The organism is Pandoraea commovens, assembly GCF_024704525.1.
GTDB classification, from domain to species: domain Bacteria; phylum Pseudomonadota; class Gammaproteobacteria; order Burkholderiales; family Burkholderiaceae; genus Pandoraea; species Pandoraea commovens.
On the sequence record NZ_CP102780.1, the window covers coordinates 4938273 to 4954541 of the forward strand.

Here is a 16269-nt window from a genome sequence, read left to right on the forward strand (position 1 = left end):
GTTCGCCCGCCCCCCGCCTCCGCATACGGCTAACGAGGATGAAGGAAGCGGGATGGACAGGACGCGGTGCAGAAAAAGAAAAAGCCCTGACAAGTCAGGGCTTTGAATTTCTGGAAATCGAGGCTGGAATGGATGCAAACAGCTACACGATCCGATGCTTCACACGAAGGGCGCGGCGAGCCCTTCCGTCTTCAACACACGTTGAACTGCAGGTCGTGCGAGCATCCGCTGCAAATACTGACCGAGCAGCGCCCGCTCGCGTGCCGGTTGCGTGAAGCCTCTTGTCCAACGACAGAGCATGAACGCGTACGGATCGAGGATCGAGTATTCGTCGCCCAGCAACCAAGGGCCGCCGCTCGACTGAAGCTGTTGCTCCAACTGTTCAAGCAATGCGCCGATCTTCGATTCGGCATGCGCCCGCACCTGATCAATGCCCGCCACGTTGCCGACGTCCACCCAACGCTCCGGGTAGAAATAGACAATCAATGTCGACTGAAGCGTGTTCGTCAGCCACATGAGCCACTTGTAAAACTCGGCCCGTTCCGGCGTTGCCAGCTTGGGTGCCAAATCGCTTTCAGGCGATGTATCTGCCAGATGCAGGCAGATAGCGGCTGTCTCGTACAACACCATGTCGCCATCGGCCAGCAACGGAATCAATCCGTTGGGATTCAGGCGCAGATATTCGGCTGACTTGTGTTCATTGTGCTTACGATCTACCAGCACAAGTTCGAATGGCTGGCCGATTTCCTCCAGAACGATATGAGGGGCCATGCTGGCGTTACTGGGGTAGTAGAACAGTTTCTTCGCGGTCATGTCTGTCGTCGATTTCTGAAGTCTGGATCAATTCTGACGATAGTAACGCCGACTACCCCCGCCGTTATCGAATATCAGTGAACTCTTGCCGTCGCGGGGGCACCCCCCCCATCAGACCGACACCAGCCGACGGCGTCGCAGTCCGACGAACGTCAGTTCGGCGAACACCAGCACAGTGACGATCTGCACACAGATGAAGGCCACGCCTAGACCGTTGGGCGCGATCCAGTCCGATGCCAGCAACAAGGCACAATCGAGTGCCCAGATCACGTTGATGCCGATGACCGCCCACGCGGCTCCAGCGGGTAACGCGGTGCGTCGCACCATCCAGACGAGCGCAGCCCCGTAGACAAGCAGGACAAGGCCCGTGATGCGCAGCCCGACGGCCGGCAGATCCAGCAGCTCTGCCAGTGACGTTGCGGCGAGTACCTGCAAGAGTCCGACGGCACCGCTCACCAGCGCGTCAGCGAGCATGACGCGAGCAAGCATCGAAGCGCGGGAGGAGGAATGAAGCGAATGGCGGCTAGAAGCCTCAAGCGGGGACTGACGGGATGACATCATGATGACCTCCATTGGAGTGGGTCCGATCCCGACAACGCGCGCATGGCAGCGTTGTTCAGGATGACGAGACATCGTGTCCCGCTGGCTATAATCTTCCCGATTGCGCGACGCACCGTCGATTACCTGCGAGGTAATGGCTGCTCGTCCTCTAACCGCGCCACACTCCGCATCATGACGACACCTGCTATCGGAACCCTGTTGCGCGACTGGCGTCAGCGTCGACGCATGAGCCAGCTCGATCTCGCGCTGGAAGCCGAGATTTCCACCCGCCATTTGAGCTTTGTGGAGACCGGCCGCGCGCAACCCAGCCGCGAGATGCTCCTGCATCTCGCGCAAGCGCTCGACATTCCACTGCGTGAGCGCAATGCCCTGCTAGTCGCGGCGGGCTTCGCGCCCCGCTTCGAGGCTCGCGCGTTCGACGGCCCTGACATGACCGTCGCCAGAGAAGCCGTCCAGCGCGTGCTCGATGGTCACGAGCCGTATCCGGCACTGGCCGTCGACCGACATTGGACGCTGCTCGCGGCAAATCGCGCGGTGATGCCACTGCTCGCGGGCGTCGATCCTTCGTTGCTGAGCGGTGCTGTGAATGTGCTGCGTCTATCGTTGCACCCAGACGGTCTCGCGCCGCGTATCGCCAATCTGCCGGAATGGCGTGCGCATCTGCTGCATCGCCTGCGTCAACAGATTCACGCGAGCGGCGATACGACGCTGAGCGAGTTGTACGAGGAGCTGAAGGCGTATCCCGTGGCAGAGCGCGGGCCAACACCGGCGGTACCGCCCACGGCGAACATTTTCGTGCCTATGCAATTGCACGCAAACGAGGGTCTGCTGTCGTTCTTCAGCACGACCACGGTATTCGGCACCCCGGTGGATGTGACGCTCGCCGAGATGGCGCTCGAAGCGTTCTACCCGGCCGATGAGGCGACCGGCCGGATTATGCGTGCGATGGTGTTGTGAAGCCGGGCTGCGCTCAGCCTTATTGCGCAGCGAGGATGCTTACAGACGAGAAAACCGACGCAGAAAAAGAAAAAGCCCTGACAAGTCAGGGCTTTTGAATTTTGGAGGCGGGAGACGGAATCGAACCGACGTAAACGGCTTTGCAGGCCGCTGCATAACCATTTTGCTATCCCGCCATCGAGACATGCTGCCGCATTGTAACCACTCGCTGTTGCCATCGAGGGCGCCCGTCGGATCGATCGCCGTGGGCTTTTCGGCAAATAAAAAGGGAAGTCAGGCTTCCCTCTGGATTTGGAGCGGGAGACGAGTCTCGAACTCGCGACCTCAACCTTGGCAAGGTTGCGCTCTACCAACTGAGCTACTCCCGCATGACACCGAACACCAAGGATTAACCACTTAATGTCCAGTGTGAAAACTGGAGCGGGAGACGAGTCTCGAACTCGCGACCTCAACCTTGGCAAGGTTGCGCTCTACCAACTGAGCTACTCCCGCATTGTCATGCGTACTACCAATCCATCGACTTCTAAAAACTTCGCTGCCGGGCTAACGCCGTAGCAGCGAGAAGGAGATTATGTCTAAACGACGATTCAGTGTCAAGCACCTGCACTGAAAATTTGTGAAGTTTTTTCTCCTCCACCGCACAGATCCCGCGCACTTCCCGCATATTCAGAGACTTACGCTCACATCTGTGTGCCGCCACGCTCACGAATCTGCGGCCACGCGCGGCGCAGATAATACAGCATCGACCACAACGTGAGAACCGCCGCCACGTAAATCAGCCACGTGCCCCAGAATCGCGAGTCGAAACGCAATCCATTCCACGCCACCGTGCCGTTGAACAGCAACAACGGAATCGCCACCATCTGCGCCGCCGTCTTGATCTTGCCCAGCTGATGCACCGCCACGCTGCGCGACGCGCCAATCTGCGCCATCCACTCCCGCAGCGCCGAAATCGTGATTTCCCGCCCGATGATGATGAGCGCCACCAGCGCGTTGATTCGTCCCATCTGTAACAGCATCAGTAGCGCCGCCGCCACCATCAGCTTGTCGGCCACCGGGTCCAGAAACGCTCCGAACGCCGACGTCTGGTTCCAGCGGCGTGCCAGAAACCCGTCAAACCAGTCGGTTAGCGCCGCCAGCACGAACACCGCGCACGCCACCCAGTTCATCTCGACGGACGACAACCACGTCGTCGGCAAATAGTAGACGCCGACCACCAGCGGGATCAGCACGATCCGGAGCCAGGTCAGGAATATGGGGACATTGAAAGGCATGGCAGCATGAGTTCGGCAAACGTCGACACACGGCGCACTCGGCAGCCGTACCAGACCCGCATTGTGCCGTGTCTGCCCCGTAGCGACAAGGCCGCGGCACCGCACACCTGTTGACATGTGCGCCAGTGTGACCCTATCTTGCTCGCAACATCCCGCCAATAGCGCCGATCTCGTGAAACTGCACTCGCCCCTGCCCGCCCTGCGTAGTGCCCTGCACCGGCCACCTCTCGGGTCGCTCATTCCCCGGCACGTGCTGATCGCAGGACTCGTCGGCATCGACGGCCTGCTGCTCGTTGCCTCCGTATTGCTGCGCGTGCCCGGTTCGCTGCTCATCGACCTCTTCGTGCGCGGCGACCTCTCCGCCCTCGAACATATCGAAGCCACGCACCTGCCCCGGCTACTGTTCGGGTTGAACGCCATCGAGCGCATCGACTTCTCGCATCTGCCCCGCGCGCTCGTCGGCACGGCGCTCGTCGCACTGTCCTGCGGACTCGTGATTCGCGCGCGCACCGCGTGGGCTTTCACGCTGGTCATGCTCGCGCTTGCCGCCGCTATCAATTTCCACCTCAACATCCGCTTCGACTTGACGTTCGTTCTCTCGCTCGTCTGCTTCGGACTGTTGCTCTGGTACTGGCGCGAATTCGACCGGGCCAGCTTCGCCGCCGCCACGCTCTACACGCTGGTGGCCGTGTTCGCCCTGGTGATCTACGCGACGTTCGGCACGATGTATCTGGGGCGCGAGTTCAAGCCGAATGTCAGCGATCTCGCCACGGCGTTCTACTTCGCCATCGTCACGATGACGACGGTCGGCTACGGCGATATCGTGCCGGTATCGACCGACGCGCGCCTGTTCACCGCGTCGGTCATCATCTTCGGGATCAGCGTGTTCGCGACGTCGCTCTCCGTCGTCATCGGCCCGCTCGTCGGGGGTAACCTCAAGAAAATTCTCGCCGGGAGATTCACGCACGTGATACGAAAGAACCACTTCATCGTGGCCGGTGCCTCGCCGCTGGCCGTCAACGTCCACCATGAACTCACCAAGCGCGGCTGGCCGGTGACGGTCATCATCGCGAGCGGTGCGGACAACCCCTACCCGGAAGAAGCGGACGTCATGCACGGCGACGCCAGCGACAACACCGTGCTGACCCATGCGGGCATCGAGCACGCCAAAGCCGTGCTCGCACTGCGGGCGGACGATTCCGAAAATGCGTTCATCGTGCTCGCCTCGAAAGAGATCGCGCCGACCGTGCGCACCATCGCCTCAGTGAACGACAGCAAGCACCTGAGCAAACTCAAGCGCGTGCAGCCGGACATGATTTTTGCACCGCCAGTCGTCGGCGGCGAGTTGCTCGCCCGCACGCTCTCCGGTGAAACCGTCGATAACGACACCGTGATGCGATTGCTGTTTCACGGTGATACGTGACGAGGGGGTGACGAGGGGGTGACGAAGGGGTGACGAGGGGGTGACGAAGGGGTGACGAGGACCGCCGGGGGAGGTAGCGGCCCGGCGTCCCTGGTGAACTGACCGAACTAGTGAAGCTGGCGATAGATCTGCTCGGCGAGCGTTGTCGAGATGCCCTCGACACTTGCCAATTCATCGACGCTCGCGGACACCACACCTTGTAAGCCGCCGAAGCGCATCAGCAACCGCTGACGGCGCTTCGCACCAATGCCTTCGATCTCCTCCAGCCGCGACGTCTGACGCGCCTTCGCACGCTTCGCCCGCATGCCTGTGATCGCGAAACGGTGCGCCTCGTCGCGGATCTGCGCGATCAGCATCAGCACCGCGCTTTCACGACCGAGTTCGAGTGGTGCACGTCCGTCCGCGAAGACCAGCGTCTCGAGACCCACCTTGCGTCCCTCGCCCTTCGCCACGCCGACCAGACGGCCAATATCGATCCCCAACTCGACGAACACCTGACGCGCCACTTCCACCTGCCCCTTGCCGCCGTCGATCAGCACCAGTTGCGGAAGATTGGCTTCGACGTCGGCGATATCCGGGGTAGTCGATGCACTCGATTCGGTGGCGTCATCTGCTGCCACGACGGAGGTGTCGGCCTCGGCACGTGCGACGTCGGCGGCCACAGACGACGGATCCGCTGCGTCGCTTACCGTCGCAGCGGCAGCCTCCATCAAACGGCCGTACCGGCGCGTGAGCACCTGACGCATGGCCGCATAATCGTCGCCCGGCGTAATACCCGTGATGTTGTAGCGCCGATACTCGCTCGTCTGCATCTTGTGATGATGGAACACCACGCACGACGCCTGGGTGGCTTCACCCTGCGTATGGCTGATGTCGAAGCACTCCACGCGCAGCAACGCGGGATCGTCGATGTCGAGTCCGATGGTCTGGATCAGCTCGCTGGTGCGCGCCTGCTGGCTGCCCTGCTCCGTCAGCAAACGCGTGAGCGCAAGTTGTGCGCCTTGCAACGCCATGTCGAGCCACGCGCGTCGCTGGCCCTGCGGTTGGCGCACCATCGCGATACGGCGGCCCGCTTGCTCCGAGAGCGCGGTGAGCAACTCGTCGTTCGGCAACGCATGGCTCACCACCAGCACCGGCGGCACCGACTGGCCGAGATAGTGCTGCGCGACGAACGCTTCGAGCAGACGCGACTCGAGCGACGCTGACGGTGCTTGCTCGACTTGCGTGGACGGATCGTTGTCGCCCACGTCCGGCTTGGCCACAGCATCGTCCGAATCATCGGACGGCAACTCGGCCAGCACTTCGTCTTCCTCGAATTCGTCGGCAATCCCGCCTTCGACACCCCGCTCGACGTGCGCCGGGAAATACGCCTTGTCGCCCAGATGACGTCCGCCGCGCACCATCGCAAGGTTCACGCAAGCTCGACCGCCAGCGTAGGCCACGGCAAGAATATCGGCGTCGACATCGCCCGCCGTTTCGACGGACTGTTGCTGCAACACGCCGGAGAGCGCCTGCATCTGATTGCGCACGACCGCAGCCTGCTCGAACTTGAGCGCTTCGGCGTAGGCCATCATCTTGTCTTCGAGCGCGCCGAGCACTTCCTTTTGACGTCCGGAGAGGAACGCGGCGGCGTTGTTCACGTCGCGTGCATAGTCCTCGTCGTCAATCGCGCCCACGCACGGCGCGCTGCATCGCTCGATCTGATTGAGCAGACACGGACGCGTGCGATTCGAAAAGACGGAGTCTTCGCAAGTGCGCAACTGGAAGACCTTTTGCAGAATCTGGATGCTCTCGCGCACCGCCCATGCACTCGGGAACGGTCCGAAATACTGACCACGACGATCCACCGAGCCACGGTAATACGCCATGCGCGGGTACTTGTGTTGCGTGAGCTTGAGGAACGGATACGACTTGTCGTCCCGAAACAGGATGTTGTAGCGCGGATGCAGCGCCTTGATCAGATTGTTTTCAAGGAGCAGCGCTTCCGTCTCGGAGCGCGTGACCGTCGTTTCCAGCTTCGCAATGCGCGCGACCATCAACGCAATACGCGGCGACAACTGCGTCTTGTTGAAGTAACTCGATACGCGCTTCTTCAGATTGCGCGCTTTACCCACGTAAAGAACGTTGCCCGCCGCATCGTAGTAGCGATAGACGCCAGGCAGATTCGGCAACTGCGAGAGCGCTTTGCGCGCATCGAACAACGGCGCGTCGTTGGCGTCACCCGGATCGCTGGCGTCGTCCGCAGGCATCTGGGGTCCGTCGTTGCCGTTGCGGCGCTCGCCCTTTGGCGTTCCGGCTTTCGCGACTTTGCCAGCTTTGCCGGATTTGCCGGATTTGGCCGACTTGTCTGGCTTGGCGGACGGTGAAGCTGTTGTCTCGGCCGACGCCTCGCCAGACACGTCATCCGGTGCTGACGGAACCGACGGCTGCGCGACGTCCCCGGCCGCGGCCGATGGCGTGGGCTCGGCAGCGTCAGTGGCTTGGGCTTTGCGGGACTTACGCGGTGGCGTGACGTCGTGGGCGTCTTCGGTCATGAACTCTGGCGATCTGAGCGTCCCTTGTGTGCCTCGATAGATACAAGGAGGGACTAAAATTAGAAGTTTAGACCAATCCGCGTCACGGCTTCTCAATGCCCCTGTCTACTATGTCCTCGTCCGCCACCACGATCCCGAGCCACCTTCCGTTGGTGCCGCGCTGCGACCTTTTCTGCACTGTCGTCGACAACTTCGGCGACATCGGCGTGTGCTGGCGACTCGCGCGCCAACTCGTACGCGAACACGGATGGTCGGTGCGGCTCTGGGTCGACGATCTCACGAGCTTCCGCTATCTGCGCCCGGACATCGATCCGACGCAGGCACAGCAGCGCTGCGATGGCGTCGAGGTGCGGCGCTGGGACGCCGACTTCGGCCCGATCACGGACGACAACTCGCCGGGCGACATCGTGATCGAGGGGTTCGCCTGCCATATTCCAGACGCCTATCTCCACGCGATGCACGCCCGGAAACAGGCAGGCAACGCGCCTGTGTGGGTCAATCTGGAGTATCTGAGCGCCGAGTCCTGGGTCGATGAATTCCATCTGCAGAAGTCGCTCCATCCGCAGTTGGGCCTCGTCAAAACGATTTTCATGCCCGGCTTCACCGAACGCTCCGGCGGGTTGATCCGCGAACGCGAACTGTTTTCCCGGCGCGACGCATTCCTCGCGTCTTCCGACCTGCGCGACGCCTGGTGGCAACGCACGCTCGGCCTGTCTACGGCACCGCAAGAGGCGCTGATCGTGTCGCTGTTCGCGTATGAGAACGACGCGTTGCCAGCGTTGCTCACGCAATGGTCGGAAAGCGAAACGCCCATTGTCTGCCTCGTCCCTCAAGGTCGAATCGCCCCGGCTGTCGGCGAGTGGCTCGGACGCGAGGCGCTCGCCCCGCGCGAATCGGCGACACGTGGCGCCCTGACCGCCTACGGTCTGCCGTTCGTCCCGCAGCAGGAGTTCGATAACCTGCTTTGGGCGTGCGATTTGAATTTCGTGCGGGGGGAAGACTCATTCGTACGGGCGCAATGGACGGCGAAACCGTTCGTCTGGCATATCTATCCGCAAGCGGAAAATGCCCATCATGGGAAGCTCGATGCGTTTCTGGAACGGTATATGGTCGATCTGCCCCCCGGCGACGTCGCTTTGGGACACCCCGAACGCGAAGCGCTGCGTACCTTCTGGCACCTCTGGAACGGTTACGCCAGCACCGCGCCGGACTGGTCGGCACTGGCAGCGGCATTGCCCGCCCTGACACGCCATGCGCAGGCATGGGCAAACGCTCAGGCCCAGCTTCCGGACCTCGCGCGACAGTTGGCAAGCTTCGCGCAAAATCAGGTAAAATAGCTGGTTTTTCAACGCTTTGCTGCTGAACCTGCTGCTCCGAGTCGCCCTTGGCGGACACGGGAATCAAGCGGCGAATCGGCGTATGGAAGCGCTCAACAAGCGGCAAATCGCTTATTTCGTCACAGGATCTCGTTTTTTATGAAAATCGCTCAAGAACTCCGCGTCGGTAACGTCTTCATCCTGGAGGGTGAGCCGAACGTTGTGCTCCGCACCGAATTCGTCAAGTCGGGCCGTAACTCCAGCATGGTCAAGCTGAAGTGGAAGAAGCTGCTCAAGGAAGGCCGCGGCGAGTGGACCTACAAGGCTGACGAAAAGTTCGAGACCGTCAACCTCGACAAGAAGGACGTGACGTACTCGTACTTCGCCGACCCGATGTACGTGTTCATGGACGCCGACTACAACCAGTACGAAGTCGAAGCCGAGAACATGGACAACGCCATCAAGTACCTCGAACCCGACATGCCGTGCGAAGTCGTGTTCTACAACGAGAAGGCTATCTCGGTCGAACTGCCGACGACGCTCGTGCGCGTGATCGAGTACACGGAACCGGCTGTGAAGGGTGATACCTCGTCGGGCAAGGTTCTGAAGAACGCCAAGATCAACGACCTGCTGGAAGTTCAGGTTCCGCTGTTCGTGAACACTGGCGACAAGATCGAAATCGACACGCGTGACGACTCGTACAAGAGCCGCGCCTAAGCGATGGCTTGCGACCGCAGCGCTCTCGGGCGATGCGGTTCGTCAGGTAACAAAAAAGCGCTCGTCCCTTCGGGGTCGAGCGCTTTTTGTTTGGGGCGACCGGTTTGCACCGGCCTTCCGCAACCTTAGCCGCCGAACGTCTCCGCGATCAGACGCTTCGCCGCCTGATACTCCGGCTGCGCCAGCAGCTTCTCCCAGCCGTGCACCTTGCCACGTCCCAGAAGGTGCTTGATGCGGCGCTGCGAGACGGTGTCGGCCACCGGCTTCATCTCGCGCAGCAGACGGTCTGCCTTCTCCGGACTATTGCAGATGAGCACCATGTCGCAGCCAGCGTCCAGCGCCGCGTGAGCGGCCGTCACGACGTCGCCCGCCGCACTCGCGCCCTGCATCGACAAGTCGTCGCTGAAGATCACGCCGTCGAAACCATACTGGCCGCGCAGAATCTCCTTGAGCCACTTGGCCGAGAAGCCTGCCGGGTTCGGGTCGACCTGCGGATAGATCACGTGTGCTGGCATAACCGCCGCGAGCGACATGCCGAGCCAGTCGTACGGTTGCGCATCGACGGACAGAATCTCGTCGAGCGAGCGCTCGTCCACGGGAATCTCGTGATGTGAGTCGGCCGCCACAAAACCATGCCCCGGGAAGTGCTTGCCGCAGTTCGCCATCCCTGCGAGCAACAGCCCGTGGTTGAGGCTCTTGGCGAGCATCGCCACCACGCGCGGATCCGCGTCGAACGCGCGGTCGCCGATCACGGCAGACGTTCCATAGTCCAGATCCAGCACCGGCGTGAAGCTCAGGTCGATGTCGCACGCGCGCAGTTCCGACGCAAGCACGTAGCCTACGGCCGTCGTGACGCGCGTTGCCTTGAACACGTCCTCATGCCAGAGCTTACCCAGCTTGCCCATCGCGGGCAGGTGCGTGAAGCCGTCGGTGCGAAAGCGCTGCACGCGTCCGCCTTCATGATCGACGGCAATCAGAATGTCGTCGCGCACGTCGCGAATTTGCTTCGTGAGCGAGCACAGTTGCGCGCGATCGTCGAAGTTGCGCGCGAACAGAATGACACCCCCGGTCAACGGGTGATCGATGCGACGGATGTCGTCTTCGCTGAGGGTCAGCCCGACAACGTCCAGCATCACCGGGCCCGGCCTGCGCTTCGTCATTGCGATTTCTCCGATGCAATATTGCCAATGTTGCCTAAATTACGTGACGCGATCGCAAAGGCGACCGCGTATTCCTTTTCGTCTGTGATCGAAATCTCGATCGACAATTGCCGCTCGGCGAGCCACTGCACCAACTCGCCCGACGCGATCACTACCGGCTTACCTGAGGGCGCGTTCAGCGTCTGCACGGCACGCCATGTCATCGGCCAGCGCATCCCGAGACCGATGGCCTTCGAGACGGCTTCCTTAGCGGCGAACCGTGTGCACAGATAAGCCAGCCCGCGCACCTCGGAGCGCTTCTGACGAGCGTAATAAACCTTGAGTTCCTCCGGCCCGAGCACGCGCTCTGCGAATCGGCCTTTCGTGCGCGCCATCACGCCCACGACGCGACTGATTTGCAGGATGTCGGTGCCCACGCCGTAGATCGTCGTCGGCCCCTGGGGCGGCACGCCGGAGGCTGCCGTCGGGCTCATCGCGGAAGATGGGGAAGACGGTGAGGACGGGGGATTCGCTTCGCTCATGAGAAGAATCGTGTCACAGCTTAATGCGGCGATAACCTGACGGGACGCCGCCGCTCAGCCGCGCGCCGCGATGCGGCTGGCGACCATGATGGCCTTCATCTCGCGAACCGCGTTCTCCCAGCCAGCGAAGAGGGCGTGAGCGACGATGGCGTGTCCGATGTTCAGCTCGGAAATGCCCTCGATGGCCGCGATGGGCTGCACGTTCTCATAGTGCAAGCCATGACCGGCATTGACGCGCAGTCCCAGCGACACACCGAGCGCCACCGCACGTTCGATGCGGGCGAACTCGGCCTCAAGTGTGGCTTCGTCATGCGCTTCGGCGTAACGCCCCGTGTGCAGCTCGACGACCGGCGCGCCCATGCGGGCAGCAGCGCGAATCGGTGCCTCGTCCGGGTCGATGAACAGCGACACGCGGCTGCCCGCTTCGCCAAGCTGTTGCGTCGCTGCGGCGATACGGTCGTACAACCCGACGACGTCCAGCCCACCTTCAGTGGTCAGTTCCTGACGACTCTCCGGCACGAGACAGACATCGTGCGGCTTCACGCGGCAGGCAATCGCCAGCATCTCTTCCGTCACCGCACACTCGAGGTTCATGCGCGTGATCAGCTTGTCGCGCAGATTCGTGACGTCGTCGTCGCGGATATGGCGACGGTCCTCACGCAAGTGCAGCGTAATCACATCGGCGCCCGCCTCTTCGGCCAGCAGGGCTGCCCTGATCGGATCCGGATATTTCGTGCCGCGCGCGTTGCGCACCGTGGCGACGTGATCGATGTTGACCCCGAGGTCGATGGCATTGCCTTGGAAGAAGAGGCTCATAGTTTTTGCAGGTCGAGCAGGATCTGCCGGGTATTGAGCGGCACGCCGCCCAAATGGTGGTTAAGAAGAAAGCGCATGAGCAACTTGCTTTGTTGCACGGTCTGCGCCCGCGAGTAATCGTCTTGCTCCATGTCGAGCAGCGTCTGCCCGGCAACGACCGGCCAGTCCGACGGTTCGTCGCCGCGCGCCGGGCGCACGCCCCAGTCGGGGTGAAACACGTAGCGGCGATCCGGTACCACCTTGCCACGCGTTTGCGTGCAACGGTCGAACGCCACGGCATATCCCGTCTCGCGCAACAACACGCGCTCGAACGCACGCAGGATCACGCCCGCAGGTTCGCCGTGCGCGAGATGATGCAGCGTCGTCAGATAGTGCTGGAACAGCTTGTCGTGCGGATCGTCTCGCGCGCAAAACTTCACCAGCAATTCGTTCAGATAAAAGCCCGAAAGCAGCGCGTCGCCCTCCAGGGGACGCAAGCCGCCGACCCACTCAGCCTTCGTCAACGTGCGCAACTCGCCTTTGCCGAGCCAAGCGAGCGAGAGCGGTTGAAACGTCTGAAGCACGCCGCGCAGTGCGGAATGCGGACGCTTCGCCCCCTTGGCGACGAGCGCAATACGCCCGTGGTCGCGCGTAAGTACATCGATGATCAGACTGGTTTCGCGGTAGGGATAGCTGTGAAGCACAAAGCCGGGTTGTTCCGTCACCCGGCTTTGTTCGCGCTCGGCCACCCGGGCGGGGGACGGCGCGCGTCGCGTGCGCTTGGCTTCGCGCTTGACGGTGTCGCTGTTAGCCTGCGCTTGCTGGAAGGCTTCGGAGGCATCGTCGTCCACGGCACGCGGGCGCGTGCTCTTCGGACGCGTGGGCCGCGCCCCCACCGCCTCCGAGGCGGCTCGCGGGGATCGCGCCGATCGCGTGGCTTGCGACGTACCGGTCGCCGTCGTTACGGCATCCGGCGCGTCGACATCGTCACGTGACGTCGTATCCAGCTCACTCGTAGCCATATGCCCGCAGGCCGGCTTCGTTGTCGGCCCAGCCACCCTTCACCTTGATCCACACTTCCAGATACACGGGCCCGTCGAAAAGCTTCGCCATATCGAGGCGTGCATCGGTGGAGATCTGCTTGAGCTTCGCGCCCTTGTTGCCGATGATCATCGCCTTGTGGTTGTCGCGATCGACCAGAATCGTCGCAAAAATGCGGCGCAGATTCCCTTCGACTTCGAACTTGTCGATGATGACCGTGCTCGTGTACGGCAATTCGTCGCCCGTCCAGCGGAACACCTTTTCGCGCAGGATTTCGGCCGCCATGAAACGCTCGCTGCGATCGGTCAGATCGTCCTCGCCGTAAATCGGGTCGCCTTCGAGCAGGTACGGACGCAACACGCCGAGCAAACGCTTGATGTCGTCCTCACGCTTCGCCGACATCGGCACGATTTCGCGGAAATCACGCACTTCACCCAGCTTGCGCAGGAACGGCAGCATCTCGGCTTTATCGTTGATACGGTCCAGCTTGTTGACGATCAGCAGCACCGGCGTGTTTTCCGGCAGGAGCTTGAGCACCTTCTCGTCGTCCGGGCCGAAATTACCTGCTTCGATCACGAACATGACCACGTCGACGCTCGACAGCGTGGACGTCACGGCACGATTGAGCGAGCGGTTGAGTGCGGTCGCATGACGTGTCTGAAAGCCCGGGGTGTCGACGAAGATGTACTGCGCGTCTTCCGTGGTGTTGATGCCGGTGATGCGATGTCGCGTGGTCTGCGCCTTGCGCGACGTGATGCTGATCTTCTGACCGACGAGGGCGTTGAGCAGCGTCGACTTGCCGACGTTCGGACGCCCGACGATCGCCACGGTACCGCAGCGAAAATCCGTCTTATCGTTCATGATTGGAAACTCTCTTGAAAGGGGGACAGCAGCGATTGCTCTCCCCCTGAATGGGACTCAGGCAGCTGCCGGAGGTTGCTTGGCGGCGTCGGCCTTGTCGGTCGGCTTTTCGGCGGACTTTTCAGCCGGCTTCTCAGCGGACTTTTCAGCGGACTTCTCGGGCGATGCGGCCGCGTTGCGAGGCGCATTGTGGCTCGACGCGGTCATGGCTGGCGCCGTGCTCGCGCCGGCCGTGGCATCGCGCGCATCCTTCGGCTCCCGCGACTCCTTCACGTCCTTCGACTCAGCCTGCGACGCCACCGTCAGTTGCCCGGCTTGCCCTACCTGTACGGCCTTCTTCGCTTCCGAGGCCGCCGCCTTGGCAGCACGCTTCTTCGCCGCCTTCGCGCTCTTCTCGGCCTTCGGCTTCGCCAGCGCGGGCATTTTCTGCACTTCCTCCAGCGCTTTCTTGGCCGCTGCCTGCTCGGCCGCGCGACGGCTGGCGCCCGAACCGCCCACCTTGATGTCGAGCTTTGGCACGGTGCACTCGACCTCGAACTGCTGGTTGTGCGCCGCCCCGTGGGTAGCGATCACCGTGTACTGCGGCAGCGCGATCTTGTGGCCTTGCAGGTATTCCTGAAGCAGCGTCTTGGCGTCTTTGCCGAGTGTCTTCGGATCGACATGTTCGAGCACGGGCGTGTACAGACGCTCGATCACCGCGTAGGCCTTCTCGAAACCGCCATCGAGGTACATCGCCCCGAACAGCGCTTCGAGAGTATCGGCCAGAATCGAGGGACGACGGAAACCACCGCTCTTGAGCTCGCCTTCGCCCAGGCGAAGAAAATCGGAAACGCCAAGCGTCTGCGCGATCTCGTACAACGATTGTTGCTTCACGAGATTGGCGCGCACACGTGAGAGGTCGCCTTCGTCGAGCTTGCCGTAGCGACGGAACAGAATCGCTGCGACCGAACAGTTCAGAATGGAATCGCCGAGAAACTCCAGCCGCTCATTGTTGGCGGCACTGTGGCTACGGTGCGTCAGTGCTTGGCAAAGCAATTCCGCATCGTGGAAACGATACTGGAGACGTTCTTCCAGTTGATTCAGTGATTGAGACATGGCGCAAGTATAGCGCGACGCTCCCGCCCCGGCGCGGGTCGTCGCCAAGAAACGACGGGCTTTACCGCCGTCTGACGGGCTTTTCGGACTGGCGCGAGATCGGTGGATCGGACAATTCCGAGGTCAGGACCGATCAGTCCCACCGACGGCCGTCTCCTGTCGCACCTTTTATTTCTAATTTAAAAACAATAATGCGGAAATTGACGAAATAACGCCAATTTCCGCATCAATTCGATCCTAAGCGGGAAAGCCAGACTTCCCCGGGAAGCGGTCGACTTACTGGAAGCCGCCCAGACGCTTCAGGTTCGAGAAGTTCATCCAGATGAAGAACGCCCGGCCCACGATGTTCTGCTCGGGCACAAAGCCCCAGTAGCGGCTGTCCGCACTGTTATCGCGGTTATCGCCCATCATGAAGTAGTTGCCCGGAGGCACCTTGCAGATCACGCCCTGGCTGTTGTACTGGCAGTTCTGTTTGTTCGGGAAGTCGTCGGCGCCCATGATGTACGGCGGCACGTTCGGATCGTTCAGAATCCGGTTCTTCACGCCGCCAACCGTCTCCTCGAACTGCTTGAAATACGCGATGTGCTCGTCGTCGAAGTAATCCGGCAGCGCAGTCTCCGGCACCGGTTCACCGTTGATCGTGAGCTTCTTGTTCTGGTAGGCCACCACGTCGCCCGGCACGCCGATCACACGCTTGATGTAGTCCATCGACTCATCCTTCGGGTAACGGAACACCACAACGTCGCCACGCTTCGGCTCGCCCAAATCGATGATCTTCTTGTTGACCACCGGCAGACGAATACCGTAATCGAACTTGTTCACCAGAATGAAATCGCCGACGAGCAGCGTCGGAATCATCGAACCCGACGGAATCTTGAACGGCTCGACCACGAACGAGCGCAGCACGAAAACCGCCAGAATCACCGGGAAGAAGCTCGCCGAGTACTCCAGCCACCACGGCTGACGCAGCTTGTCGTCACGCAACTTCGCGCGCGCACTTGCCAGCGCATTGCCTTCCTGCGAACCAGAGCCCTGAATACCGGAGCCCTGCAACGCAAGCTGCTGCTGATCGAATTGCGCCACGGCATTCTGTGCTGCCCGGCGGCGCGCCGGTTGAAACACCAACTTGTCGGCCACCCAGGCCACCCCGGTCACCAGCACCAGGATCAAAAGAATCAGGGCGAAATTCATGCGGGACCTG

Annotated in this window: 15 protein-coding genes and 3 tRNA genes; 4 read left to right on the forward strand and 14 right to left on the reverse strand. The window is 61.6% G+C overall.

Annotated elements, in window-relative coordinates:
* Window positions 1-159: 159 nt before the first annotated feature.
* Together NTU39_RS22205 and NTU39_RS22210 are read right to left on the reverse strand one after the other, a co-directional pair.
* Entirely contained in the window at window positions 160-813 is a 654-nt protein-coding gene (locus NTU39_RS22205) for a glutathione S-transferase family protein (protein WP_257958592.1), read from the reverse strand.
* Between the two features lie 111 nt (window positions 814-924).
* On the reverse strand, window positions 925-1302 hold the full coding sequence (locus NTU39_RS22210; RefSeq protein ID WP_257958593.1) for a hypothetical protein: 378 nt from the start codon (window positions 1300-1302) through the stop codon (window positions 925-927).
* Between the two features lie 243 nt (window positions 1303-1545).
* Between NTU39_RS22210 and NTU39_RS22215 the strand changes: the two genes are divergently transcribed.
* Window positions 1546-2331 carry a helix-turn-helix domain-containing protein gene (locus NTU39_RS22215; RefSeq protein WP_150664480.1) on the forward strand — a complete coding sequence of 262 codons (786 nt, stop codon included), beginning with the start codon at window positions 1546-1548 and terminating at the stop codon, window positions 2329-2331.
* A 102-nt stretch (window positions 2332-2433) separates the two neighbouring features.
* Here the strand turns inward: NTU39_RS22215 and NTU39_RS22220 are convergent.
* The 4 genes from NTU39_RS22220 to pgsA all read right to left on the reverse strand — a co-directional run bounded on the left by NTU39_RS22220 (window position 2434) and on the right by pgsA (window position 3605).
* Window positions 2434-2507: transfer RNA gene (locus NTU39_RS22220), tRNA-Cys, on the reverse strand.
* A 116-nt stretch (window positions 2508-2623) separates the two neighbouring features.
* Window positions 2624-2699, reverse strand: a tRNA-Gly gene (locus tag NTU39_RS22225).
* Window positions 2700-2747: 48 nt separating this feature from the next.
* Window positions 2748-2823, reverse strand: a tRNA-Gly gene (locus NTU39_RS22230).
* A 188-nt stretch (window positions 2824-3011) separates the two neighbouring features.
* Window positions 3012-3605, reverse strand: a complete 594-nt coding sequence (pgsA, locus tag NTU39_RS22235; protein ID WP_150664481.1) for a CDP-diacylglycerol--glycerol-3-phosphate 3-phosphatidyltransferase — start codon at window positions 3603-3605, stop codon at window positions 3012-3014.
* Between the two features lie 172 nt (window positions 3606-3777).
* On the opposite strand from pgsA, the gene kch reads away from it, so the two are divergent.
* A complete protein-coding gene (kch, locus tag NTU39_RS22240; protein ID WP_246184568.1) occupies window positions 3778-5028 on the forward strand; it encodes a voltage-gated potassium channel protein in 1251 nt (416 codons plus the stop codon).
* A 107-nt stretch (window positions 5029-5135) separates the two neighbouring features.
* On the opposite strand, the gene uvrC is transcribed toward kch, so the two are convergent.
* Window positions 5136-7277 (reverse strand): excinuclease ABC subunit UvrC, encoded by a 2142-nt coding sequence (gene uvrC, locus NTU39_RS22245; protein WP_257960125.1) that lies wholly within the window; start codon window positions 7275-7277, stop codon window positions 5136-5138.
* A gap of 395 nt (window positions 7278-7672) precedes the next feature.
* Between uvrC and earP the strand changes: the two genes are divergently transcribed.
* The gene (gene earP / locus NTU39_RS22250) at window positions 7673-8899 is read left to right on the forward strand and encodes an elongation factor P maturation arginine rhamnosyltransferase EarP (protein ID WP_373275418.1); all 1227 of its coding nucleotides are present in this window, start codon (window positions 7673-7675) and stop codon (window positions 8897-8899) included.
* 138 nt (window positions 8900-9037) lie between these two features.
* A complete protein-coding gene (gene efp, locus NTU39_RS22255; protein ID WP_150664483.1) occupies window positions 9038-9595 on the forward strand; it encodes an elongation factor P in 558 nt (185 codons plus the stop codon).
* A 125-nt stretch (window positions 9596-9720) separates the two neighbouring features.
* On the opposite strand, the gene nagZ is transcribed toward efp, so the two are convergent.
* From nagZ to lepB, 7 genes are all read right to left on the reverse strand, one after another.
* Entirely contained in the window at window positions 9721-10755 is a 1035-nt protein-coding gene (nagZ, locus tag NTU39_RS22260) for a beta-N-acetylhexosaminidase (protein ID WP_257958596.1), read from the reverse strand.
* Complete coding sequence (gene acpS, locus NTU39_RS22265) at window positions 10752-11228, reverse strand: holo-ACP synthase (RefSeq protein WP_150664604.1); 477 nt, start codon at window positions 11226-11228, stop codon at window positions 10752-10754. The genes nagZ and acpS overlap by 4 nt, the downstream gene beginning before the upstream one ends.
* Window positions 11229-11330: 102 nt before the next feature.
* Entirely contained in the window at window positions 11331-12092 is a 762-nt protein-coding gene (pdxJ, locus tag NTU39_RS22270; RefSeq protein ID WP_150664485.1) for a pyridoxine 5'-phosphate synthase, read from the reverse strand.
* The gene (recO, locus tag NTU39_RS22275; protein WP_246184569.1) at window positions 12089-13093 is read right to left on the reverse strand and encodes a DNA repair protein RecO; all 1005 of its coding nucleotides are present in this window, start codon (window positions 13091-13093) and stop codon (window positions 12089-12091) included. The genes pdxJ and recO overlap by 4 nt, the downstream gene beginning before the upstream one ends.
* Entirely contained in the window at window positions 13080-13973 is an 894-nt protein-coding gene (era, locus tag NTU39_RS22280; protein WP_039401209.1) for a GTPase Era, read from the reverse strand. The genes recO and era overlap by 14 nt, the downstream gene beginning before the upstream one ends.
* A 57-nt stretch (window positions 13974-14030) precedes the next feature.
* Window positions 14031-15068: a ribonuclease III gene (gene rnc, locus NTU39_RS22285; protein WP_257958597.1), complete on the reverse strand. Its 1038-nt coding sequence runs from the start codon at window positions 15066-15068 to the stop codon at window positions 14031-14033.
* A 276-nt stretch (window positions 15069-15344) separates the two neighbouring features.
* Window positions 15345-16259: a signal peptidase I gene (gene lepB / locus NTU39_RS22290; protein WP_150664487.1), complete on the reverse strand. Its 915-nt coding sequence runs from the start codon at window positions 16257-16259 to the stop codon at window positions 15345-15347.
* Window positions 16260-16269 lie beyond the last annotated feature (10 nt).

Bases quoted from the DNA above. Each gene is read 5' to 3' on its own strand.
- NTU39_RS22205 (WP_257958592.1), bottom strand. From the start codon at position 813: ATGACCGCGAAGAAACTGTTCTACTACCCCAGTAACGCCAGCATGGCC.
- NTU39_RS22210 (WP_257958593.1), bottom strand. From the start codon at position 1,302: ATGCTTGCTCGCGTCATGCTCGCTGACGCGCTGGTGAGCGGTGCCGTC.
- NTU39_RS22215 (WP_150664480.1), top strand. From the start codon at position 1,546: ATGACGACACCTGCTATCGGAACCCTGTTGCGCGACTGGCGTCAGCGT.
- pgsA (WP_150664481.1), bottom strand. From the start codon at position 3,605: ATGCCTTTCAATGTCCCCATATTCCTGACCTGGCTCCGGATCGTGCTG.
- uvrC (WP_257960125.1), bottom strand. From the start codon at position 7,277: ATGCCTGCGGACGACGCCAGCGATCCGGGTGACGCCAACGACGCGCCG.
- earP (WP_373275418.1), top strand. From the start codon at position 7,673: ATGTCCTCGTCCGCCACCACGATCCCGAGCCACCTTCCGTTGGTGCCG.
- efp (WP_150664483.1), top strand. From the start codon at position 9,038: ATGAAAATCGCTCAAGAACTCCGCGTCGGTAACGTCTTCATCCTGGAG.
- nagZ (WP_257958596.1), bottom strand. From the start codon at position 10,755: ATGACGAAGCGCAGGCCGGGCCCGGTGATGCTGGACGTTGTCGGGCTG.
- acpS (WP_150664604.1), bottom strand. From the start codon at position 11,228: ATGAGCCCGACGGCAGCCTCCGGCGTGCCGCCCCAGGGGCCGACGACG.
- pdxJ (WP_150664485.1), bottom strand. From the start codon at position 12,092: ATGAGCCTCTTCTTCCAAGGCAATGCCATCGACCTCGGGGTCAACATC.
- recO (WP_246184569.1), bottom strand. From the start codon at position 13,093: ATGGCTACGAGTGAGCTGGATACGACGTCACGTGACGATGTCGACGCG.
- era (WP_039401209.1), bottom strand. From the start codon at position 13,973: ATGAACGATAAGACGGATTTTCGCTGCGGTACCGTGGCGATCGTCGGG.
- rnc (WP_257958597.1), bottom strand. From the start codon at position 15,068: ATGTCTCAATCACTGAATCAACTGGAAGAACGTCTCCAGTATCGTTTC.
- lepB (WP_150664487.1), bottom strand. From the start codon at position 16,259: ATGAATTTCGCCCTGATTCTTTTGATCCTGGTGCTGGTGACCGGGGTG.